This window comes from Rahnella sp. RcJ3, assembly GCF_009498575.1.
GTDB lineage: Bacteria > Pseudomonadota > Gammaproteobacteria > Enterobacterales > Enterobacteriaceae > Rahnella > Rahnella aceris.
This window is the reverse complement of the sequence record NZ_QSNX01000012.1, coordinates 141,015-163,462: the sequence shown is the minus strand read 5'-3', so window position 1 is coordinate 163,462 and position 22,448 is coordinate 141,015. Positions and strand designations below refer to the sequence as shown.

The window sequence follows — 22,448 nt, the reverse complement described above, 5'->3', positions numbered from 1 at the left end:
GAGTGTTTATGAAACTGTATTATAAACCCGGAGCCTGTTCCCTTTCCCCTCATATCATCCTGCGTGAAGCGGGTCTGGACTTCAGCATTGAGAAGGTTGATCTGGCGACCAAGAAAACAGAAACCGGTGATGACTTCCTCGCAGTGAACCCCAAGGGGCAGATCCCTACGCTGTTACTCAATGATGGCAGTATTCTGACCGAAGGCGTGGCTATCGTGCAGTATCTGGCAGACCAGAAACCAGACCGTCAGCTGATGCCGGAACAAGGCACGCTGGCCCGTTATCACGCGCTGGAATGGCTGAACTACATTGCAACTGAGCTGCATAAAGGTTTCTCGCCATTGTTTAATCCGAAAGCCCCCGAAGAGTTCAAGACATTAACCCGCGAAGCACTGAGCAAAAAATTTGCTTACGTGAATACCGCCCTCAAAGACAATCATTTCCTGCTGGGTACGCGTTTCAGCGTGGCAGATGCTTACCTGTTTACCGTGATGGGTTGGGCGAAGGCACTGAAATTTGATCTGAGCGCACTGACGGAACTGAACGCCTACCTTGACCGCGTTGCCGCACGCCCGGCTGTTGATGCGGCTCTGTCGGCTGAAGGTCTGAAATAACCGCTTTCGTGGTGTGATCGCCAACAAAAACGCCCCGGCAGCTACAGCGCGGGGCGTTTTTTTATTCAGGAAAAGAGGTATTCAGGCAGTGATTACAGTTTTACCGCCGGGAAATGATGCTCAGGTTTGACCATTTTGTCCTGCGCTGCCACGATTTGCAGCTCGTATTCACCCATCGCATGCGTCGCCAGCATGACTTCATAAACTGCAGCGGTCACGTGCTCAAGCGCTTTATCCAGTGCTTCACCCTTGAGCAAATTCACCAGCAATAAACCGCTGGTCAGGTCACCCACGCCAACCGGCTGACGGACACCGAAATCAACCAGCGGACGGTCGATGTGCCACGCTTCACTCGCAGTAACCAACAGCATTTCAAAGCGGTCACTGTGATAACCAGCGCGGCTCAGGTGCTTCACCAGCACAATTTTCGGGCCTTTGCTGATCAGCTCCCGCGCAGTGACGACGGCTTCTTCAACGCTTGCCACGGCGTGACCGCTCAGCAGTTCAAGCTCCAGCAGATTCGGCGCGATAATGTCACAGTTAACCAACGCCTGGTTGCAATGGAACTCAGCAACGCCCGGCGCCACGATACAGCCTTTTTCAGGATGTCCCATGACCGGATCGCAAAAATACCAGGCATCGGGATTCGCAGCTTTCACCCGACGAACAATCTCCAGAATACTTTGCCCTTGCTCCGGCGAACCGATATAGCCACTCAGCACCGCGTCGCAATCCTTCAGACGGTCAATTTCCGCAATTCCCTGCGCAATTTCAGTCAGATGTGCTGCAGGCATCACGCAGCCGGTCCAGTGTCCGTACTGAGTGTGATTGGAAAACTGAACAGTATTTAGCGGCCAAACGTTTGCGCCCATACGACGCATAGGGAATTCCGCCGCGCTGTTACCCGCGTGTCCAAAAACTGTGTGTGACTGGATAGAAAGAATGCTTTTCATGAAGAATTTCCGATTGCAACGTCATCGGGGAGATGGCGGGATTACTGATATCAGGGAACAAAAACGGGAGACCTTGCAGCCCCCCGTCCTACCGGCCTAAAACTTATGCCCAGAGCAACAGCGTATAGTTCTTTTTACCGCGACGCAGCAAGGTATAACGGCCAAACAGACGATCACTGTCAGCGAAGCTGTATTCTGTATCCGTCTGTTTTTCGCCATTTACAGAAACCGCGTTAGAGGAAATCATGGTACGCGCCTGGCCTTTCGACGGTGCCATACCGGCGATAACCAGCGCCTGTTGCAGATCCGTATCACGAGGCACTTCAAACAGTTCCAGGCCATCCTGCGCAAGCTGGCCGAAATCGACCTCTGTCATCTCGCTCAGGGAACCGGAGAACAGGCTCTGCGTAATGCGTTTTGCGGCCGCCAGACCTTCTGCACCATGAACCATACCGGTGACTTCCTCAGCCAGAACGTACTGTGCGCGTGGCGCTTTACCGCTGGTTTTGTCTTCTTCTTCCAGCGCATTGATGTCTTCAATGCTCATGAAGGTGAAGAATTTCAGGAAGCGGTAAACGTCAGCATCCGCCGTGTTGATCCAGAACTGGTAGAATTTGTACGGGCTGGTTTTCTTCGGATCCAGCCAGACTGCGCCACCTTCCGTTTTACCAAACTTAGTGCCGTCAGATTTGGTGATCAACGGAACGGTCAGGCCAAACACCTGTTTCTGATGCAGACGACGGGTCAGATCGATACCTGACGTAATGTTACCCCACTGGTCCGAACCGCCGATTTGCAGCTCAACTTTGTGCAGATCGTAGAGGGAGGCAAAATCGTAACCCTGCAACAGGTTGTAAGAGAATTCAGTGAAGGAGATACCACTGTCATCACGGTTCAGACGCTGTTTCACCGCTTCTTTATTGATCATCTGGTTAACAGAGAAGTGCTTACCGATATCACGCAGGAAAGTCAGCACGTTCATGCTGCCGAACCAGTCATAGTTATTGGCGGTGATAGCGCTGTTTTCGCCACAGCTGAAATCCAGGAACGGCGAAACCTGCTGGCGGATTTTCTCAACCCATTCATTCACGGTTTCATTGGTGTTCAGCTTGCGCTCCGTGGCTTTAAAGCTCGGGTCGCCGATAAGACCGGTTGCGCCACCCACCAGAGCCACTGGCTTGTGCCCGTTCAGCTGAAAGCGTTTCAGGCAAAGCAAAGGCACCAGATGTCCCAAATGCAAGCTGTCTGCGGTAGGATCGAAACCGCAATAGAGTGCAATTGGCCCTTGCGCCAGTCGCTCTGCTAACGCTTCTTCATCCGTCACCTGGGCAATGAGGCCCCGCTCTTGCAATTGTTTAATCAGGTTGCTGCTCGCCATCAAAGACTCCGTTTGTTTGTACTCAGAAATATGTACTGAATGTGTGCAGATTCATGTCTGACATCATGCCGTGCATGTGCCTTTTCTCTCACCTTTACGGGGAACGACATAGAATAAAGCGCCCGTCGTCCGAGCGCTAGGAAATCGCGTATTTTTTCGTGGTCAGGGGGCGAGGCGGTCTATTTTCCAGCCAGTTTGAGGCTCTGCTTCGTCACGCTGGTAAATGAACCGATCGTGCAGACGATGTTCACCGCCCTGCCAGAACTCCATCGAATCCACTTTGACGCGGAAACCGCCCCAGAAACTTGGCAGCGGCACTTCGCCATTGCTGAATTTCTGTTTCAGTTCGAGGAATTTGCTTTCGAGCACGCCGCGTGCCGAAATTCGGCTGGACTGCTGCGAAACCCATGCGCCGATCTGGCTATCTTTCGGGCGGCTGGTGAAGTATTTCATGACTTCCAGCGTAGAGAGACGTTCTGCCTGACCGAGCACAATCACCTGCCGGTCCAGCATGTGCCACGGAAACAACAGGCTGATGCGTGAGTTGTTTGCCAGTTGCTGCGCCTTGCGACTCCCCAGATTGGTGTAAAACACCAGCCCCTTTTCGTCGTAGTGCTTAAGCAGCACAATGCGCTGGAAAGGCTGTCCGCGCTCATCAACCGTCGCCACCACCATCGCCGTCGGGTCAGCCAGACGGGCGTCACAGGCCTGTTTCAGCCAGTGTTCAAACAAAGGCAGCGGCTCAGGGGTTAAATCAGCACGACGCAGCCCGCCACGGGTGTATTCGCGGCGCGAGTCCGCAATATCAAACTCTTTGTTATCAGACATATGGATTAAGTTGCGTATCTAAGGAAGGTAAGCGCATTGTGCACCCGCCGCGTCAGGATCTCAATGTTCCTGACGCGGCGCGGAGTAAACGCAGCCAGCGCATCTGCAACTCGAAGTATGAAAGGGGTTATTTTTGGACGCAGTCGTCGATAATGACGTTCTCACCACGCTGCACAAAGGCCTGATTACCTTTAGACCAAAACGTGTAATGGCCATCGCTGTATTGGGTGCCAGAAGCGGACTCAATCTGTTTCAGTTTCAGCTGTTCACCATCGAGAACCATACTGACCTGCTGCGCCGGTTTATCCAGCGTGATCGTCAGCGGTAAGGTCCCGCACTGGTAGTGTAATTCTTCTGTCGGACTTTCGGTCTGGTGGCTGAACTGGCTGCATCCTGCCAGTGTGAATCCTGCTAACGTAGCGATAATCGCCTTTTTCATTCGGTGCTCCCTGATGGTCTTCAATTATCTCTTTTATGTACCACGCCCGCAGGCGCAGCACATTGAGATAAAACCGAGAACGCATCAGGAACGGGTTGAAACAACCGGATAAATTGCGCCGAGCAGAGTTTCACGACTTGCACCGGTAACCGACGGCAAATTGCCCGGCTGACCGGATAACGTGCGGAATGCCAGCCAGGCAAACGCCAGTGCTTCCATGTCATCACCGCTGATACCGCAGGCATCCGTGGTGCAAACTTCCGTGCCCGGCAACATGGCTGAGAGTCGCGCCATCAGTAACGGATTGCGCGCCCCGCCGCCACACACCATCAGCCGGTCGCATCCGCCAGCCAGTTGCACTTGCTCGGCGATGCTTACTGCGGTCAGTTCAGCCAGCGTCGCCTGCACATCCGGCGGGGAGATTTCAGGAGCACGCGCCAGTTGCTTTTCCAGCCACGCCATATTGAAATATTCACGCCCGGTACTTTTCGGTGCAGGTTCGGCAAAGTAAGGATCAGACAGCATCTGCTGGAGCAAACGTAAGTTCACCCGCCCCTGATTTGCCCATTCAGCCCCTTTATCATATGGCTGTGCCAGATGACGCCAGACCCACGCATCCATCAACATATTTCCCGGACCGGTATCGTAACCACGCACCGGCTGGCCCGGCAGCAGCATTGAAAGATTCGCGATGCCGCCAATATTGAGGATCATACGGCGCTCGGCCGGATCAGCCAGCAATGCCTGATGGAAAGCAGGCACCAGCGGCGCGCCCTGCCCGCCCCATGCCATATCCCGGCGACGGAAATCGCCCACGGTGGTAATGCCGGTCATGGCCGCAATGCGGTTGTTATCACCCAGCTGCATAGAAAATGTCGTGTCACCTTTCGGCTGGTGCCAGACAGTTTGCCCGTGGCAGCCAATGGCGGTCACTTCGTCAGGGGAGATATTGGCATTTTTCAACAAACCTAATACGGCCTCACCGAACAAAATACCCAGCTGAGTATCAAGCGTCCCGACCTGTTCAAGCGTCACCTGTTGGCCCTGACACATCCCGAGGATCGCATTTTTCAAAGCCAGAGGAATAGGATGTGAATAGCTGGCTTGCTGCGCGACCATGTGCTCATCAATGGCGGCCAGTACGACATCAACACCGTCGAGACTGGTGCCGGACATCACACCGATATAGCGACCTGACTTCATAGATAACATCCTTAACTCTCCAGGAAACTCGTCAGAAAAAGTAATCACCACAGAGTAATCGGTATTTGAAGGGCAACGCCATGAGTTACTGATTTTTTATTACATGGTGTGATGACTTCGTGTTTTTCTTGTTACGTTTTTTATTCCTGAAAATAGCCGTGTTGTAAAAACCACCAATAACAACATCGGATACCCGTATTTTTGATTGCGCACTTTGCTGTCTAAAACGTAAACCTGCGTTTATTATTAGTTGAGCACGCCTTCTGTATACTAGGTGGAAGTGAAACAAGTATGTTATATGACACCTTCGACACTGATGTTGAACTTGTGCACTGTTTTTTCTCTGTTGGTGCCGCTACTCTCAAACGTATGCAGCAGCATAATAAAGGAGCTATTTATGATTAAGCGTTTACTCGTCGTCGCCCTTGCCGGTGTTTCCCTTGCTGGCTGCGTCAGCGATAACTCTCTGTCTGGCGATGTTTACTCCGCATCCCAGGCGAAGCAAATTCAGCAAGTGACCTACGGCACCATCGTGTCTACCCGTGCAGTACAAATCCAGGGCGGAGATGATGCAAACATCGTCGGCGCACTTGGTGGTGCGGTATTGGGTGGTTTCCTGGGGAATACCGTCGGTGGGGGTACCGGACGTAGTCTGGCAACCGCTGCAGGTGCAGTCGCAGGTGGCGTTGCAGGTCAGGGTGTGCAAAGTTCGCTTAACCGTTCAAACGGCGTAGAACTGCAAATTCGTCGTGATGACGGTACAACCATTCAGGTGGTTCAGAAAGTCGGAGCAACCAAATTCAGCGTCGGCCAGCGTGTGAGCATGGCCAGCAGCGGTAGCACAATTACTGTGTCCCCTGGCGCCTGATTTTCCCGGTCTCAACGCAAAAAACCGAAGCCAGTGGCTTCGGTTTTTTTTTATGGGTAATTCTTTTCTGTCGGATCAAAAGCAACGCTGTGTGACGTAATAAAAGTCGATTTTTATGATTTGCTTTGCAGGGAAGCAATATTTTTTTCCAGCCGGGACAACATCCCGCCCAGTTGTTCGATTTCAGAAGAAGACATGCCGGACAAAATCTCTTTACGCGTGCAATCAATAACTGATTCCATTTCATTAATGATCGGTGCGGCTTCTTCAGTCAGCTTGATGCGCTTAGCACGGCGATCGCTCGCACAAGTCTGACGGGTGATCAGCTTCTTTTCTTCCAGTTGATCAAGCGTACGAACCAGAGACGGTTGCTCAATCCCGATGGCTTTCGCCAGCTGAATCTGAGACTGCTCCGGAGGTAACATATTGATATTATGAAGTGTTACCCAATGTGTTTGCGTGAGTTCCAACGGTTTTAACCGATCGTCAATCAACGCACGCCAGGCACGAACTAATCGTGCTAGATCTGACCCCAGATTCGATTCCAATTATCCCCTCCTTATAATTAGCATGCTAAGATAACTCCCCAGAGTTTAGCTTAGTTTTAGGAACATTAATCGAGAAATTACAATTCTATATATAATAGTAGGTACGATTGCATCCGGAAGCAGAGTCTCTGCTTCCAAAGTTAAGCTTGTTTATAACACAATCACTGGCAGAGATTAATATTGTGAATGCGCAAATGTTTCACTCAGGCTTCCCGCTACCGGATCTGGTCCTGGGTGCCTCACTTTATTTCCCCCCGATGTTCAAAGCATTTTTACTGGGATTCGTATTCTGGCTTTTGATACATCGCGTGCTGCGTGATTGGATTTATTCCGGTGAAGTCTGGCATCCCACCCTGATGGATTTATCTCTTTTTGTGATCTCTATTTGTGCCGCACTGATGCTTATGGTGAACCTCTGAAATGAAATTTAAGACACTCAAATATTTCTCTACCGTGCTGGTTTTCGCGGTCGCAATTTGTGCAGGCTGGTGGATGTGGAATTATTATATGCAATCGCCCTGGACCCGGGACGGCAAAGTGCGCGCCGAGATTGTCAATATCACGCCGGAAGTTTCGGGGCGCATTATTGAAATAAATATCCATGATAACCAGTTTGTTAAAAGCGGAGACCCGCTTTTCAGTCTGGATCCGGTGCCTTTTAAAATCGCTGTTGATAATGCCGAAGCTGCGGTAGCGAAAGCCGCGGCTGATTTAGCCAAAGCCAGTCACGAAGCCCGGCGCCGCAGAGGGCTGGGTACCAATGTTATTTCCGCCGAATCCCTCGATGAATCCAATATCAGCGCCAAAGCTATGCAGGCGGCCTATCAGGCGGCACAGGCATCATTAGAACAGGCCAAATGGAATCTAAGTAAAACCACAATTGTTGCGCCGACTGATGGTTATATCACCAATCTGCAAACTCGCCGTGGAAACTATGCCACGTCCGGGACACCGCTGGTCGGGCTGGTGGATATTCATTCTTTCTACATTCTGGGATATTTCGAAGAAACCAAACTCAAAAATATTCGCGAAGGCAACATGGCGGATATCACACTATTTAACGGCAATATTCCGTTGCAGGGTCGGGTCGAAAGTATTGGCCGGGCTATTTATGACCAGAGCCTCGATGCCCCGGAAGATTTGCTGATGAATGTGAAACCCAATGTGCCGTGGGTACGTCTGGCCCAGCGCGTGCCGGTGCGTATTCAGCTTGAGAATGTGCCGGAACACGTGGTGCTGGTTGCCGGAACCACCTGCACAATCGCAATCCGTAATTAAGGTGGCGCAGTGAATCTTTCCTGGCTCGAATGGAAAAATACTCCGTGGGGAAAGGCCAGTTGGGGACAATGGCGCTACGCCCTGCGCAATTCCATCGCGATGATACTGGCGCTTTATATCGCTTTTGAATTTCAGATGGACGAGCCTTACTGGGCCCTGACCTCGGCAGCGGTGGTGAGTTTCCCCACCGTCGGCGGCGTTATCAGTAAAAGTATCGGGCGAATTATGGGCAGCCTGCTGGGTGCCGTGGGCGCGGTGTTTATTGCCGGACATTGTCTGAATGAGCCCTGGCTCTTCACTTTTGCCATTGCCGCATGGCTGGGGATTTGTACCTACGTCTCCAACCATTATCAGAACAACGTCTCTTATGCGTTTGCCCTGGCAGGTTACACGGCGGCAATCATTGCGTTCTCCACCGTAGACGTCACCGATGCGACACAGATTTTTGATATCGCACAGGCGCGTGTCGGCGAAGTCATCACCGGTATTTTGTGCGGTGGTTTTATGATGATGGTGCTGCCCAGTACGTCCGACAGTGATGCCCTGCTCACCTCGCTGCGCAAAATGCATACCCGGTTGCTGGAACATGCGCAATTGTTGTGGCGTACGGAAATTTCAGATCAGATCAGAACGTCGCACGAAGGATTGATCGGCCAGATCCTGACCATGAATCTTCTGCGTATCCAGGCATTCTGGAGCCATTACCGCCTGCGTCGCCAAAATAATGTCGTTAATTATTTACTGCATCAGCAATTACGCATGACCAGCTACATTTCCAGCCTGCGCCGGATGCTGCTGAACTGGCCCAATCCCCCGGAAAACTTACAAGAGGTACTGGTCGTTTTGCTTGATGAACTGCGTAAGCCGGACACGGATAAATTCAAGCTGTCCAGAATTCTGCTGCATATTCAGCCACAGGATACGTCTGATTTCCGCCATCAGGCTTTCTGGCACCGTTTACGCGATTTTTGCTGGCTATATCTTCGCAGTGAACGTTGGTTGCAGCGGGTGGAAAATGCCAACGCAGCCAAAGCCGACACTCTCCAGCCACCGAAAATCAGCCATCTTGCCCAGCACACCGATACCCTTGAGGCCGCGTACAACGGGCTGCGGACATTTTTGTGTATTGTGATCGGTTGCGCCTTCTGGATGACGACGCAGTGGGATTCAGGTGCCGGTGCGGTGGCACTGACGGCTGTCAGTTGCGTGCTTTATTCTTCCACGGCCTCGCCGATCAGCAGTATCACGCTGTTAATAAAATCATTGGGGTTACTGTTTGTCGGCTGTTTCCTGCTGAAATTTGGGCTGATGGTCCAAATCGACAATTTCTGGGTGTTCTGCGCTTTCTTCCTGCCGATGTTAGTAACGATGCAGATGATGAAACTACAATACAAAAGTTACGCCGGTTTATGGGGGCAAATGATTGTGTTTATGGGATCTTTTTTAGCCGTCACGAATCCGCCGGATTACGACTATCAGTCTTTTATGAATGACGGCGTAGCGAAAATTGCCGGTGTGATGTTGGCCGGAATTGCCTTTCAGGTGTTAAGGCCCAGCTCTGATAAGCGCAAAAGCCGTCGCATTATCCGCGCCCTGCGTCGTGATTTTATGGATCAGCTTAGCCGTAACCCCTCGCTGAGCCATTTCCAGTTTGAATCCCTGATTTATCACCGGATGAATCAGCTCAATCAAAGTAAAGATCACCTCTCCCGAACCTGGTTATTACGCTGGGGTGTGGTGCTGCTTAATTGCAGCCATATTGTCTGGCAGTTACGCGAATGGGAAACCCGCTCGGATCCGCTGTCTGCGGTGCGGGATGTGTGTATTCATTGTCTGAAAGGGGTAATGACGGAGCGCGGCGTCAGCCATGAAAATCTGGACGCCACGTTGATTGAGTTAATGCGGATGAGCAATTCACTGGCTCACCATCCGGAACCTGCAGCGCGTGAACTGGCAGGCGTGATCTGGCGTTTATACTGCTCGCTGTCACAATTGCAGCAGGCCATCTCAACAGAAGATGGCCCGGCGGATCCCGCGGTCAGCGCCACAAAACCCGCGTGAAAACATTAAGGTACATCAAATCCTAATGCGGCTTTACGAATGCGGAACCATTGCTGACGGGTCATTTCCAGAGACAATGACTTCAGCGCTGACTGCACGCGCCCGATTTTGCCCGAGCCGATAATCGGCAACGGCTGAGACGGCAGCCGCGTGACCCAGGCGTAGACCACCTGTTCAATAGTGTCTGCGCCAATTTCATTCGCCACAGTCTGAAGTTCATCACGCAGCGGCTGGAATTCTGTATCGCTGAACAGACGACCGCCCCCCAGACAGGACCACGCCATCGGTTTGATACGCAGTTGCTGGCAAAGATCCAACGTGCCGTCAAGAATGGCGGGCTGATGAATGGGGGAAATTTCTAGCTGATTGGTCACCAGCGAAAATGGCAGACGCGATTGCAACAAGCTGAACTGTGCCGGGGTGAAGTTGGACACACCGAAATGTTTTACTTTGCCGCATTTATGCAACCGCGTGAACGCCTCAGCGACTTCATCGGCATCCATCAGCGGATCCGGGCGGTGGATCAGCAATAAATCCAGATAATCGGTACGCAGATTGCGCAGTGATTGCTCCGCACGATCCACAATGTACTGCGTATCCGTAATGTAATGACCGATTTTGTTGTCGGGATCTGCCGTGGTGGCGATGCCGCATTTACTGACCAGTTGCATTTTTTCGCGCAAAGAGGGGTTAAGACGCAACGCCTCACCAAATGCCGCTTCACACTGATAGCCGCCATAAATATCTGCATGATCGACTGTCGTAATGCCCATTTCAATGTGCTGTTCCATGAACGCCAGAACCTGTTGCGGCGTCATGTTCCATTCCATCAGCCGCCAGTAACCACAAATCAGCGTTGAAAATACCGGCCCTTGCGGAGAAATCGGGGTGTGTGCTTCCATTGTGAATCCCTTATATTTTCGATTTTCGACCCACAGAATACACAACGCCCGTGGTGCTGTATTGATGCGACGAGCAAGAATTGTCAGGAAGCGGACCGCCGTCACGATGGCGATAAATGACAGGTGAAATCAGAACAACTCCGGTTGCTGCGGCAAGGGTTCGTCCGGCTGTTTTCCTGCACGTTGCTGGCGCAGCAGGCGTTGCTGACATAACCGCAGCACATGGCGTTTTTCTGTGTCAGTCATTTTTATCCAGCCGAAACGCTCCTCGCGACTGCGCAGGCAGCCACGGCAATAACCGCGTTCATCTGCCTGACAAATGCCACGGCATGGACTGGGGATGTCAAAAAATTCGAGCTGCTGAGCCACACACCCTCCGCAAATAACGGTGAACATTTATTCAAGACGCTTTCCTGCTATCCCGCAAGGTAATTTACGTCTTGTGTTTCATTCTTCAAATATCTGCAACACAGATCTGCTACCGTCCGTTTAGCCGTTTTCACCTGTCGGAAAATGGCCCTACTGTTTCGCAAGCCCTCACCAAGAAAACAGAGGTTTGCCCTCACCTCAGCCGGCACCCGCCGGCTCTTTTTCAATCTTTTTTGCCCTTAAAGTATGGATGCAAACCTGAAATCAGGATGCGTTTGGTGAAAAAGCACCGTGCGCGTAGTCACAAACAGGTCAGATGCGATAGAAAGGTGGCATTAAGAAAGGGTCGTTTGACGTGAAAGTTATCCATGAACGTCTTACCGATCAGTCCATTAACGTCGGAGTTATTGAAATGACCAAGCTTTTCACCCCCATTGTTGTCGGTAAAAACACGTTGTCTAACCGTGTCTTTATGGCACCGCTTACCCGTCTGCGCAGCATCGAACCGGGTGACATCCCTACAACGCTCATGGGCGAATATTACGCACAGCGCCACAGTTCTGGCCTGATCATTACTGAAGCCACTCAGGTTTCATTCCAGGCGAAAGGGTATGCCGGCGCACCTGGCCTGCATACGCCGGAACAAGTCGCTGCATGGAAAAAAATCGTGGACGGCGTACATCAGAAAGACGGGCGCATTGCGGTTCAGCTGTGGCACACCGGACGTATCTCGCATAACAGCGTTCAGCCTGACAACCAGACACCGGTCGCGCCTTCGGCCGTCAACCCGAACACGCGGACCAGCTTGCGTGATGAGCAAGGTCACGCCATTCGTGTCGATTGCCCGACACCGCGCGCCTTAGCGCTCAGCGAAATTCCGGGGATCGTGAATGATTTCCGTCATGCTGCCGCCTGCTCCGCCGAAGCTGGTTTCGATTACATCGAACTGCATGCCGCGCACGGCTATCTGCTGCATCAGTTTATGTCTCCGGCGTCCAACCTGCGTGAAGATGAATACGGCGGCAGCATTGAAAACCGTACCCGTCTGACGCTGGAAGTGGTTGATGCTGCCATCGGGGCTATTGGCGCTGAACGTGTGGGCATCCGCATTTCGCCAATGGGTCCCTTCAACGGGCTGGATAACGGCGAAGATCAGGAACAGGCGGCTATCTACCTGCTCGATGAACTGAACAAGCGCAAACTCGCTTACCTGCATATCTCCGAACCGGACTGGGCTGGCGGCAAACCTTACTCCACAGAATTCCGGGCGGTGATCCGTGCGCATTATCAGGGTGTGATTGTGGGGGCTGGTGCTTACACCGCAGAAAAAGGCGAAGAACTGATCGAAAAAGGTTATATCGATGCCGTGGCATTTGGCCGCAGCTATATCGCGAACCCTGATCTGGTTGAGCGCCTGAAATCTCATGCGCCTCTCAACGAACCCAAACCGGAAACTTTCTACGGCGGCGGTGCGCAAGGCTATACCGATTATCCGACACTGTAATAATTAAAAAGAGTGATTCACTTCTTGCAGCAGAAGAGGCCCTCCTTCTGCTGTTTTTTTTGGTCAGTCATTCAACAAGCCGTCGCCGTAATACAGACAAAACGGCGGCTATCAGTTAGGCTTGACCCGTTAACTCTCATCCTGCAAATAAAGAGGAACCTATGCGTTTACTCCACACCATGCTTCGCGTTGGCGATCTGCAACGTGCTATCAGCTTCTATACCGATGTTTTAGGTATGCGTTTGCTGCGTACCAGCGAAAACACTGAATATAAATACTCTCTGGCTTTCGTCGGTTATACCGAAGAAAGTGAAGGTGCAGTGATCGAACTGACCTATAACTGGGGCGTCGACAGCTATGACATCGGCACGGCTTACGGTCATATCGCATTGGGCGTTGATAACGTCGCGCAAACCTGTGATGACATCCGTAATGCAGGCGGGAAAGTGACCCGTGAAGCCGGCCCGGTCAAAGGCGGATCTACCATTATCGCGTTTGTAGAAGATCCGGACGGCTATAAAATCGAGCTGATCGAATCCAAACACGCAGGTCAGGGGCTGGGGAATTAATCTTCCCCGAACACTGGCAGGGGCGCAATCGCGCCCTTTTTTATTGACCCATTTTTGCCACAACCCTGCAAGTGGCGGCAAAATTTGCCATAATGCGTGCTGAATTCGATGAAGATAAGAAACTAATGGCCGAGAATAGTGACATTAACGCCCTGAGAGGCCGTTTTCGTGGTTTTTATCCCGTGGTTATCGACGTAGAAACCGCCGGATTTAATGCCAAAACCGATGCGCTGCTGGAAATTGCAGCCATCACCCTGAAGATGGATGAGGACGGCTGGCTGCAAAGCGATGAGACCGTGCATTTCCACGTCGAGCCCTTTGAAGGCGCGATACTGGTGCCGGAAGCCCTGGCGTTTAACGGTATCGATCCGACCAATCCGTTACGCGGTGCAGTCAGTGAATATGAAGCCCTGCACGAGATTTTCAAAGTCATCCGTAAAGGGATGAAAGAGCAAAACTGTAACCGCGCGATCATCGTGGCGCACAACGCCAATTTTGATCACAGCTTCCTGATGGCAGCGGCTGAACGTGCCGGACTGAAACGTAATCCGTTCCACCCTTTTGCCACGTTTGATACCGCCGCATTAAGCGGGCTGGTGCTTGGGCAAACGGTGCTGGCAAAAGCCTGTATCAGCGCGGGCATCGTCTTTGACAGCAGCCAGGCACATTCTGCGTTGTATGACACCGAGCGCACAGCCGAGTTGTTCTGCGAGCTGGTCAACCGCTGGAAACGCTTAGGAGGCTGGCCTCTGGCGCTTTCAGACGAAGAAGTCGAAGACGAAACAGCATCGGAAGAAAATCAGCAATAACAACTTTTGCACCGAACTGAAGACAAAAAAAGAGCGACATCATGTCGCTCTTTTTACTTTCCGGCCGAAAAACCGTTAGTCTTCTGTCGTATTACTCTCTTCAGAAGATTTGTATTTCTCAGCGGTTTCTTTGATCAACTGCTGCAGTTCACCGCGCTGGAACATCTCAACCACGATGTCGCAGCCGCCAACCAGTTCACCGTCAACCCACAGTTGCGGGAACGTTGGCCAGTTAGCAAATTTTGGCATCTCAGCACGGATGTCCGGGTTCTGCAGGATATCCACGTAAGCGAAACGCTCGCCACAGGCTGAAAGCGCCTGAACAGCCTGAGCGGAGAAACCGCAGCTTGGCAGTTTTGGCGAACCTTTCATGTACAGCAGAATCGGGTTTTCAGAAACTTGCTTCTGAATTTTTTCAATTGTTGGAGTGGTCATTTCTTGCTTCCTCAAGCCGGTACAGGCTGTCACGATCATTACTCTTCACGCGCAGCATAAAGAGACGGTGCGCAATCACAATACCTTCTATTGTAACGATGGCAGCCATCAGATAAAAACGCCATTTTTTGTGGGGTCTTTCTCAATACTGGCATTTTGTTTAACAATCTTTAATGTGTGCGCTCAGGCTCACATCTTTAAACATTCATTGAGAATAACATTTTTGGCGTTCACCGATAACGCCAGATTTGCAAAATTCCATTCTTTAACTCAAATATTAACACCATGAAAAGTGGTTATTTTTTTGACTAAAAATGGCGGTTATTTCGACATAAAAAAAGCCATTAACTTTTTCTCACAATATGATCTAGAATCGAGTCAATTCGTGCTTTTTTGTCAGGTTCTTTTAGGCAATACTCTGACATCCCTGATGTTTAACCTACCACTCATGGTAACGAAGCTATGCGCTTACTGTTCACGCTTTTTGTGCTGCTCTTTACCCAGCTATTTCTGAATATGGCACATGCATCGCCGCAGACACGTGTTTCTGCCGATCAGCGTAAAAGCCATGTTAATCAGGCTGCACCTGAAGAACGGCGAAAGCGAAAAACGGTGGCCGCGAAAACCAGTAAAAAAACTAAAATCGCGCCAGTGACAGAACAAAAAATTCAGGACAAGAATTCGAAGAAGAAAGTTAAAAGTACCGAACTGGCTAAACGAAAGACCACGACGGAGAAAAGTGTCAAAACGACCCGGGCCGAAAGTAAAAAAGAAAAGACACTGAAGACCACGCGGGCCGAAAGCAAAACAGAGAAACACGCCAAAACCCGTTCACTCGCGAAAAACAGCACGGAAAGGGTCAGTAAAAAAGAAGCGTATGGCCGGCACCGTAAAGGTAAAAAGCCCGAAGAAGACAGCAAACCGATTACGCTAAGTGCAACGCATAAAAAACGCTATCAGCATGCCCAGCAAACGGCGATGACCAAACTGATGCATCAGGTAGGAAAACCATATCGCTGGGGCGGAACCTCGCCGAATACCGGTTTTGATTGCAGCGGCTTAGTCTATTACGCCTACAAAGATTTGATCCGTATTAAAATGCCACGCACAGCGAATGAAATGTATCACCTGCGCGATGCGGCTCCGGTCAAACGCGGCGAACTTGAAAGCGGTGATCTGGTGTTCTTCAGAATCAATAACCGCGGCGCTGCAGACCATGTTGGTGTTTACGTGGGGAACGGCAAGTTTATTCAGTCTCCAAGAACGGGCGAAGACATTAAAATCACCTCTCTCGGCGACGATTACTGGCAAGATCATTATGTGGGTGCACGCCGGGTAATGACGCCGAAAACGATCCGATAATAAACAATTCGTTAAGTCTGAAGTTTCGCTAATCAGCCATTGAATAGCATTTAACGAAGAGTTTCTGCAGGGAAGAGTATCGGCGGTAACGGCCACTGCGTAAAATTGAAAAGGGCGATTCCTGTAACAGGAATCGCCCTTTTTTATAGCGGTTCACTTACTGAATCAGTTCATCACCGCAGTGAAGCTGAAAGCGATAATCATAAGCAAAGCGCATACCGTGGTGATCAACGATAATTTCAGGTTGCTGTCCATCAAACCCCCCTTTCGGATCAAATTGTGGCATTTTTTAAGCCACACTAATTGTGTGCCAACGCATTTTCGCATAATTAACATTTAAAATCTTGTGCTGAATGACAATGTATCCCTGAGAATTTTACTTCCACTTTCCTGCATTATAAGAGAAAATTGTCGGTTAACACGCCTGTGTGCCGGTTGATTTCACCCGAGAGCATTTCACGCCTCATTCTGAAGAATCCACCCAACGATTTCACTGCCCTTTTAGAAGCCAGCAGTGAGATCCACGCAAGCAAACGATTAACATAATGCTAACGTGCTGAAACACGTGAGTTCAGGAGTCATTGTTTACATGGCAACGATTAAAGATGTCGCAAAGCGCGCTGGCGTTTCCACTACAACCGTGTCGCACGTCATCAATAAAACACGTTTCGTCGCCGAAGAAACCAAAGAAGCGGTTCTCCTTGCAATCAAAGAGTTACATTACTCGCCGAGTGCTGTAGCCCGCAGTCTGAAGGTCAATAACACCAAAACGATCGGTCTGCTTGCCACCTCCAGCGAAGCGCCCTATTTTGCCGAAGTGATTGAAGCCGTAGAAAACAGCTGCTTCTCCAAAGGCTATACGCTGATTTTGTGTAACTCGCATAATAATCTGGAAAAACAACAAGCCTACCTGCAAATGCTGGCGCAAAAACGCGTCGATGGCTTGCTGGTGATGTGCGCGGAATATCCTGATGAGTTGCTCAATATGCTCGAGGAGCACCGTTCGATCCCAATGGTGGTCATGGACTGGGGCGAAGCGCGTAAGAACTTCACCGACAGCATTATTGATAATGCTTTCGAAGGGGGTTACATGGCCGGGCGTTATCTGATTGAACGCGGTCATCGTGATATTGGGGTGATCCCGGGCCAACTGGCACGTAATACCGGCGGTGGCCGCTTCCAGGGTTTTGTGAAAGCACTGACTGAAGCCAATATTCCGCTGCGTGACGAATGGGTGGTTCAGGGCGATTTCGAGCCGGAATCGGGCTATCAGGCGATGCATAAAATTCTGATGCAGAAGCACCGCCCGACTGCCGTATTTTGTGGCGGCGATGTGATGGCAATGGGCGCAATCTGTGCCGCAGACGAACTGGGCCTGCGCGTTCCTCAGGATATTTCCGTGATCGGTTACGACAATGTGCGTAACGCCCGTTACTTCTCCCCCGCGCTGACAACCGTGCATCAGCCGAAAGAACGTCTGGGTGAAATGGCCTTTACCATGTTGCTGGACAGAATTGTCAGTAAGCGTGAAGAGTCTCAGACCATTGAGGTGCATCCGAAACTGGTCGAACGCCGTTCCGTAGCCGATGGTCCGTACCGCGATTACCGCCGTTAACAGATATCGAACGCCTGCAGATGCAGGCGTTTTTTTCTAATCACGCAGCCATTCCTGATTCATGGTTTCTGTATCGCCCATATATTCCAGCAACCAGGCCAGCGAGGGTGACGGATTGCTTTGATCCCACGTCAGGCAACACGGGCTGTCGGGAAACGTATTTTCCAGCGTCAGCACCTGCAACTTTTTCTGTTCTATCCACGGCGTGACGCGATGAACCGGCATCATACCCACGCATAAGCCTTCGGTCAGGCATTCCAGCGCACAGGTCCAGTCTGGCACGACCAGCCGCCGCTGGTTATCAAGCGTCCATGTATCCCGCTTAGGCAATGTCCGGGAGGTGTCTTCCAGACAGAGTGCAGGATAAGGCCGCAACTCATCATCATTCAGCGCGCCGGATAACTGAGCCAGCGGATGTTGCGGGCTGACGACGCAATGCCAGTCCATAAATCCCATGTCACGAAAACTGAAGCCCCCGCCAACCGGTATCGCGCGTGTAGCACCGATCGCCACGTCTGCCCGCCCGTCAACCAGCGCATCCCAGACACCATTAAACACTTCTGAGTGAATAATGAGTTCGGTGTCCGCAAAATGGCGGTAGAAATCGAGCACCAGACGCCGTGTCCGTGCGGGTTTTACAATCCGGTCAACCGCCACACGTAATTCGCCGCGCCAGCCGTTCGCCACCTGCTGACACTGCCGGCGCGTGGCTATCATTTTTTTTGTCAGAATCCGCGCTTCATCGACAAAAACCTTTCCCGCAGGCGTCAGTACCACGTCACGATGGCGACGTTCAAACAACGGCACGGCCAGCCACTGCTCAAGCTGACGGACGGTATAGCTGATAGCAGAAGGTACGCGGTGCAAATCTTGCGCTGCCGCACTAAAACTACCTGTTCTTGCCACGGCATCTACCACTTCAAGGGCGTATTCTGACCACATAATTCAGCCTTCAATATTTTTGATAGCAGAGTGCAAATATTAGCGTTTCACAAGCCTGTTATCAAAGCGTTAAACTCCGCCTCCGGTATGTAATCTGCATCACATCATCTGCAATAAATAAATTAATGAGACGATAATGAAACCCTCCTTTGGATTTATGCTCTATCTCGCGGGACTGAGCATGCTGGGCTTTTTAGCCACTGATATGTATCTGCCTGCGTTCAGCGCCATGCAAACCAGTCTGATGACCAGCCCCGGGATGATCAGCGCAAGTCTGAGCATTTTTCTCGGCGGATTTGCTCTCGGTCAGTTGTTATGGGGGCCGTTGTCAGACAGGATCGGCCGTAAACCGGTATTGCTTCTTGGTCTGACACTGTTTGCGGTCGGTTGTCTGGGCGTTATCTGGGTTGAGAATGTACGCGCCCTTCTGGCCCTGCGCTTCTTACAGGCGATGGGCGTTTGTGCCGCCGCAGTCACCTGGCAGGCAATCGTTGTTGACCGTTTCTCTGCCGATGTGGCGAAAAAAACCTTCGCCAGCATTATGCCGTTAGTGGCTCTTTCTCCGGCACTGGCACCATTACTTGGTGCGTGGGTACTCAATCATTTTGACTGGGAAGCCATTTTTGCTCTGCTGACCGCAGTCGCCGTCGTCCTGGTGCTGACGACGCTGACTCTGCGTGAGAATAAACCGGCAAAACAAGCGAAGGCTGATAAAACAGGGTTTGCGACGTTACTGAAATCGCCTGTTTACAGCGGGAATGTCATGATTTATGCCGCCTGTTCAGCCGGATTCTTTGCGTGGTTAACGGGTTCACCGTTTATCCTGAGCGACATGGGTTATTCACCCGGTGCCATCGGGCTGAGCTATGTCCCGCAGACTATTGCTTTCCTGCTTGGTGGTTTTGGTTGCCGTGTTGTGATCAGCAAGCTGGACGGTAATAAAATTCTGCCATGGTTACTGGCGGGTTACGGCGTCAGTATGGTGACTTTGTTCTGTGTTGCCATGTTCACGGATGCCGGGCTGATTAGCCTGCTGATCCCTTTCTGTCTGATGGCTTTGGTGAATGGTGCAACCTACCCAATTGTTGTCGCAAATGCATTAATGCCGTTTCCTGCTAATACAGGCAAGGCGGCAGCATTGCAAAATACGCTGCAGCTCGGGTTGTGCTTCCTTGCCAGCTTGCTGGTTTCCGCATTTATTGTGCATCCGCTCATGGCGACAGTCACGATCATGCTGTCTACACTATTGTTGGTAGTTTTGGGTCGCTGGCTCTCTTTGCGGCATGAAATCACGCAAGACAATGGACAGAAATCAGAGCAGGAAACTCAGACAAGGCATGCTAATTAATAGTGATAATACCCTGATGCAACAGTCACTTAACGGGCATTTTCATTCATCACGATTAACTATTGAGAATGCCTGCCAGCGAGCCTATACTCAACAAAACCAAATAAAATAGCACTTTTACAAAACTTTTATCACATACTTAAGCCAGACGCGCGGACAGTGTCACACTTATTTTTTTGTACTTTTTCAAGGATGATTTTCCTGCACGTCTTACGGCGCGCAGGCGTTCTTCTTAATTTCCTCTGTTGGTGTCGAATATCGGGCGAGGCGCTAGTCGTCTGTTCTCATAAAGACCTGCAAAAATAGCCTTTGCTTTTCCCGGCAGGTTAATAAGTCAGAAGAGAAAGTGATGGAGAAGCTATGAGTTCATCGTGTATAGAAGATCAAAGCATTCAGGACAATCAGTGGTACCGGATCGCCAGTGAAATGCTGGCGATGGCAGATATTCAGGTAAACGGTAATCGTCCTTTCGACCTTAAAGTAAAAAACACTGACTTCTTTAAGCGTGTTTTACAGGAAGGTTCTCTGGGCCTCGGTGAAAGTTATATGGACGGTTGGTGGGAATGCGACCGTCTGGATATCTTTTTCCAGCGCGTTATTCGTGCCGGTTTGGAAAGTAAACTCCCCCACCATTTTAAAGATACTTTACGTGTCGCCGCAGCACGCCTGACCAATCTGCAATCCCGCAAACGGGCGTGGATTGTTGGCAAAGAGCATTATGATCTGGGGAATGATTTATTTACTCTGATGCTCGACCCGTACATGCAATATTCCTGCGGCTACTGGAAAGAGGCCACTACGCTTGAAGAAGCACAGGAAGCAAAACTCAAAATGATCTGTGACAAGCTGCAATTAAAACCGGGACAGCGCTTGCTGGATATCGGTTGCGGCTGGGGTGGATTATCAGAGTTTGCGGCAAGAAATTATGGCGTGAGCGTTGTGGGTGTCACGATTTCTGCTGAACAACAAAAACTGGCTCAAAAACGCTGTGAAGGGCTGGATGTCACAATCCTGCTGCAGGATTACCGTGACCTTAATGATCAGTTTGACCGCATTGTTTCTGTCGGAATGTTTGAGCATGTGGGTCCGAAAAATTATCAGACCTATTTTAATGTCGCCAAACGCAATATCAAACCTGACGGCATTTTCCTGCTGCACACCATCGGTTCTAATAAAACAGACCTTAATGTCGATCCGTGGATTGATAAATACATCTTCCCCAACGGTTGCCTGCCGTCGGTTCAACAAATTGCACAAACCAGTGAGTCATTATTTGTAATGGAAGACTGGCACAATATCGGCGCTGATTATGACCGCACGCTGATGGCGTGGAATGAACGCTTCCAGAAACACTGGCCGGAACTGGCGGAAAAATACGGTGAACGTTTCCACCGCATGTTCACCTACTACCTGAATGCCTGCGCCGGTGCTTTCCGCGCCCGGGACATTCAGTTGTGGCAAGTCGTCTTTAGCCCGCAAGGCGTTGATGGCGGAATGCGCGTACCACGCTGATGGTTGTATGCGTTAGCTAATAAAAAACCGGACACTGAATGTCCGGTTTTTTTATGTCAATAAAGGGTCTGAGATAACTTATTCGGCTTTATCGATCATCGCCTGTGCCGTAGCGATCGCCGCTTCACGACTGGCTAATACGCGTTCGACCGTATCGACAATCGCCTGAGTTTGCGGATCGATTTCGATATTAATTTTGTCGCCCAGACGTTTCGTGCCCAGCGTTGTGCGTTGCAAGGTTTCCGGAATTAAATGTACACAGAAACGGGTGCGGGTCACTTCACCGATGGTGAGACTAATACCGTCGATCCCGATATAACCTTTATGTAATACATATTTCATCAAATCTTCATGCGGCATACGGAACCAGATCTGACGGTTATTTTCTGACGTCAGGATTTTTGCCACTTCCGCCGTACAAATAATATGACCAGACATTAAATGTCCGCCAATTTCATCATTAAAACGCGCTGCACGTTCCAGATTAACTGAGTCGCCCTCTTTCAGTTCGCCCAGATTTGTCAGGCGCAGGGTTTCTTTCATCAGATCAAAACTCACCAGGTCACCGTTCACTTCAGTCACCGTCAGGCAGCAACCGTTGTGTGATACCGATGCGCCGAGTTGCAGGTTATCCAGCATATCTTCAGGTAAACGAACAACATGGGTACGGAAATTGGGTTTCTCGTCGATCGATACGACCGTGCCGGTTCCCTGTACAATTCCGGTAAACATAGCCTTTTCCTCAATGTTTGAATCTGTTGTATTAAAACGTCACTCCGTTCAGTTTGCCGCAGAATTAATTGAAAGCCAAATCTCTGCAAGAAGAAATAGCACCGTCTGCTTCAATTCCATTATTTAACCAGCTATTAACAGCTTTGTTTGCTTAAAAATACCGACAATGTACAATCTTC

25 protein-coding genes are annotated in these 22,448 nt (G+C 50.6%); 12 read left to right on the top strand and 13 right to left on the bottom strand.

Annotated features, from left to right (window positions below; genetic code table 11):
- Window positions 1-8 precede the first annotated feature (8 nt).
- Window positions 9-614, top strand: a complete 606-nt coding sequence (gene gstA / locus DXU84_RS16975) for a glutathione transferase GstA (protein WP_013576067.1) — start codon at window positions 9-11, stop codon at window positions 612-614.
- Window positions 615-706: 92 nt separating this feature from the next.
- Here gstA and pdxY read toward each other — a convergent pair whose 3' ends face one another.
- The 5 genes from pdxY to anmK all read right to left on the bottom strand — a co-directional run bounded on the left by pdxY (window position 707) and on the right by anmK (window position 5,415).
- Window positions 707-1,567, bottom strand: coding sequence for a pyridoxal kinase PdxY (pdxY, locus tag DXU84_RS16970; RefSeq protein WP_013576068.1), 861 nt, complete (start codon window positions 1,565-1,567; stop codon window positions 707-709).
- A gap of 103 nt (window positions 1,568-1,670) precedes the next feature.
- A complete protein-coding gene (tyrS, locus tag DXU84_RS16965; protein WP_013576069.1) occupies window positions 1,671-2,945 on the bottom strand; it encodes a tyrosine--tRNA ligase in 1,275 nt (424 codons plus the stop codon).
- Between the two features lie 162 nt (window positions 2,946-3,107).
- Complete coding sequence (gene pdxH, locus DXU84_RS16960; protein WP_013576070.1) at window positions 3,108-3,773, bottom strand: pyridoxamine 5'-phosphate oxidase; 666 nt, start codon at window positions 3,771-3,773, stop codon at window positions 3,108-3,110.
- 127 nt (window positions 3,774-3,900) lie between these two features.
- On the bottom strand, window positions 3,901-4,212 hold the full coding sequence (locus DXU84_RS16955) for an MliC family protein (protein ID WP_013576071.1): 312 nt from the start codon (window positions 4,210-4,212) through the stop codon (window positions 3,901-3,903).
- A gap of 84 nt (window positions 4,213-4,296) precedes the next feature.
- Window positions 4,297-5,415 (bottom strand): anhydro-N-acetylmuramic acid kinase, encoded by a 1,119-nt coding sequence (gene anmK, locus DXU84_RS16950; RefSeq protein ID WP_015690121.1) that lies wholly within the window; start codon window positions 5,413-5,415, stop codon window positions 4,297-4,299.
- Between the two features lie 397 nt (window positions 5,416-5,812).
- Between anmK and DXU84_RS16945 the strand changes: the two genes are divergently transcribed.
- Window positions 5,813-6,283: a glycine zipper 2TM domain-containing protein gene (locus DXU84_RS16945; protein WP_013576073.1), complete on the top strand. Its 471-nt coding sequence runs from the start codon at window positions 5,813-5,815 to the stop codon at window positions 6,281-6,283.
- Window positions 6,284-6,396: 113 nt separating this feature from the next.
- Here DXU84_RS16945 and slyA read toward each other — a convergent pair whose 3' ends face one another.
- The gene (slyA, locus tag DXU84_RS16940) at window positions 6,397-6,831 is read right to left on the bottom strand and encodes a transcriptional regulator SlyA (RefSeq protein WP_013576074.1); all 435 of its coding nucleotides are present in this window, start codon (window positions 6,829-6,831) and stop codon (window positions 6,397-6,399) included.
- Window positions 6,832-7,025: 194 nt separating this feature from the next.
- Here slyA and DXU84_RS16935 point away from each other — a divergent pair, with 194 nt between their 5' ends.
- From DXU84_RS16935 to DXU84_RS16925, 3 genes are read left to right on the top strand one after another with little or no spacing between them, the layout of a single operon-like run.
- Window positions 7,026-7,250 (top strand): DUF1656 domain-containing protein, encoded by a 225-nt coding sequence (locus DXU84_RS16935; RefSeq protein ID WP_015690122.1) that lies wholly within the window; start codon window positions 7,026-7,028, stop codon window positions 7,248-7,250.
- Between the two features lies 1 nt (window position 7,251).
- A complete protein-coding gene (locus tag DXU84_RS16930; protein ID WP_013576076.1) occupies window positions 7,252-8,109 on the top strand; it encodes an HlyD family secretion protein in 858 nt (285 codons plus the stop codon).
- Between the two features lie 9 nt (window positions 8,110-8,118).
- Window positions 8,119-10,170, top strand: a complete 2,052-nt coding sequence (locus tag DXU84_RS16925; protein ID WP_370461796.1) for an FUSC family protein — start codon at window positions 8,119-8,121, stop codon at window positions 10,168-10,170.
- Window positions 10,171-10,175: 5 nt separating this feature from the next.
- Here the strand turns inward: DXU84_RS16925 and DXU84_RS16920 are convergent, their stop codons facing one another.
- Both DXU84_RS16920 and DXU84_RS16915 read right to left on the bottom strand, forming a co-directional pair.
- On the bottom strand, window positions 10,176-11,072 hold the full coding sequence (locus DXU84_RS16920) for an aldo/keto reductase family oxidoreductase (protein ID WP_153376267.1): 897 nt from the start codon (window positions 11,070-11,072) through the stop codon (window positions 10,176-10,178).
- 129 nt (window positions 11,073-11,201) lie between these two features.
- Complete coding sequence (locus DXU84_RS16915) at window positions 11,202-11,441, bottom strand: DUF1289 domain-containing protein (protein ID WP_013576079.1); 240 nt, start codon at window positions 11,439-11,441, stop codon at window positions 11,202-11,204.
- A gap of 406 nt (window positions 11,442-11,847) precedes the next feature.
- On the opposite strand from DXU84_RS16915, the gene DXU84_RS16910 reads away from it, so the two are divergent.
- From DXU84_RS16910 to rnt, 3 genes are all read left to right on the top strand, one after another.
- On the top strand, window positions 11,848-12,945 hold the full coding sequence (locus DXU84_RS16910; RefSeq protein WP_370461799.1) for an alkene reductase: 1,098 nt from the start codon (window positions 11,848-11,850) through the stop codon (window positions 12,943-12,945).
- A 161-nt stretch (window positions 12,946-13,106) separates the two neighbouring features.
- Window positions 13,107-13,514: a lactoylglutathione lyase gene (gene gloA, locus DXU84_RS16905; protein WP_013576081.1), complete on the top strand. Its 408-nt coding sequence runs from the start codon at window positions 13,107-13,109 to the stop codon at window positions 13,512-13,514.
- A gap of 92 nt (window positions 13,515-13,606) precedes the next feature.
- A complete protein-coding gene (gene rnt / locus DXU84_RS16900; RefSeq protein WP_013576082.1) occupies window positions 13,607-14,323 on the top strand; it encodes a ribonuclease T in 717 nt (238 codons plus the stop codon).
- A gap of 75 nt (window positions 14,324-14,398) precedes the next feature.
- Here rnt and DXU84_RS16895 read toward each other — a convergent pair whose 3' ends face one another.
- Together DXU84_RS16895 and DXU84_RS25335 are read right to left on the bottom strand one after the other, a co-directional pair.
- The gene (locus tag DXU84_RS16895; protein WP_013576083.1) at window positions 14,399-14,758 is read right to left on the bottom strand and encodes a Grx4 family monothiol glutaredoxin; all 360 of its coding nucleotides are present in this window, start codon (window positions 14,756-14,758) and stop codon (window positions 14,399-14,401) included.
- Window positions 14,739-14,867, bottom strand: coding sequence for a hypothetical protein (locus DXU84_RS25335; protein ID WP_255347866.1), 129 nt, complete (start codon window positions 14,865-14,867; stop codon window positions 14,739-14,741). The genes DXU84_RS16895 and DXU84_RS25335 overlap by 20 nt, the downstream gene beginning before the upstream one ends.
- A 353-nt stretch (window positions 14,868-15,220) precedes the next feature.
- Between DXU84_RS25335 and DXU84_RS16890 the strand changes: the two genes are divergently transcribed.
- Window positions 15,221-16,120, top strand: a complete 900-nt coding sequence (locus DXU84_RS16890) for a C40 family peptidase (RefSeq protein ID WP_112152179.1) — start codon at window positions 15,221-15,223, stop codon at window positions 16,118-16,120.
- A 165-nt stretch (window positions 16,121-16,285) separates the two neighbouring features.
- Here the strand turns inward: DXU84_RS16890 and DXU84_RS25330 are convergent, their stop codons facing one another.
- Window positions 16,286-16,375 (bottom strand): YnhF family membrane protein, encoded by a 90-nt coding sequence (locus DXU84_RS25330; protein WP_122095584.1) that lies wholly within the window; start codon window positions 16,373-16,375, stop codon window positions 16,286-16,288.
- A 334-nt stretch (window positions 16,376-16,709) separates the two neighbouring features.
- On the opposite strand from DXU84_RS25330, the gene purR reads away from it, so the two are divergent.
- Window positions 16,710-17,735 (top strand): HTH-type transcriptional repressor PurR, encoded by a 1,026-nt coding sequence (gene purR / locus DXU84_RS16880; protein ID WP_013576086.1) that lies wholly within the window; start codon window positions 16,710-16,712, stop codon window positions 17,733-17,735.
- Between the two features lie 36 nt (window positions 17,736-17,771).
- Here purR and punR read toward each other — a convergent pair whose 3' ends face one another.
- A complete protein-coding gene (gene punR / locus DXU84_RS16875) occupies window positions 17,772-18,677 on the bottom strand; it encodes a DNA-binding transcriptional activator PunR (protein ID WP_013576087.1) in 906 nt (301 codons plus the stop codon).
- A gap of 136 nt (window positions 18,678-18,813) precedes the next feature.
- On the opposite strand from punR, the gene punC reads away from it, so the two are divergent.
- Complete coding sequence (punC, locus tag DXU84_RS16870) at window positions 18,814-20,025, top strand: purine nucleoside transporter PunC (protein WP_153376263.1); 1,212 nt, start codon at window positions 18,814-18,816, stop codon at window positions 20,023-20,025.
- A gap of 360 nt (window positions 20,026-20,385) precedes the next feature.
- Window positions 20,386-21,537, top strand: coding sequence for a cyclopropane fatty acyl phospholipid synthase (gene cfa, locus DXU84_RS16865; protein ID WP_013576089.1), 1,152 nt, complete (start codon window positions 20,386-20,388; stop codon window positions 21,535-21,537).
- Between the two features lie 78 nt (window positions 21,538-21,615).
- Here the strand turns inward: cfa and DXU84_RS16860 are convergent, their stop codons facing one another.
- Window positions 21,616-22,269 carry a riboflavin synthase gene (locus DXU84_RS16860; protein WP_013576090.1) on the bottom strand — a complete coding sequence of 218 codons (654 nt, stop codon included), beginning with the start codon at window positions 22,267-22,269 and terminating at the stop codon, window positions 21,616-21,618.
- Window positions 22,270-22,448 lie beyond the last annotated feature (179 nt).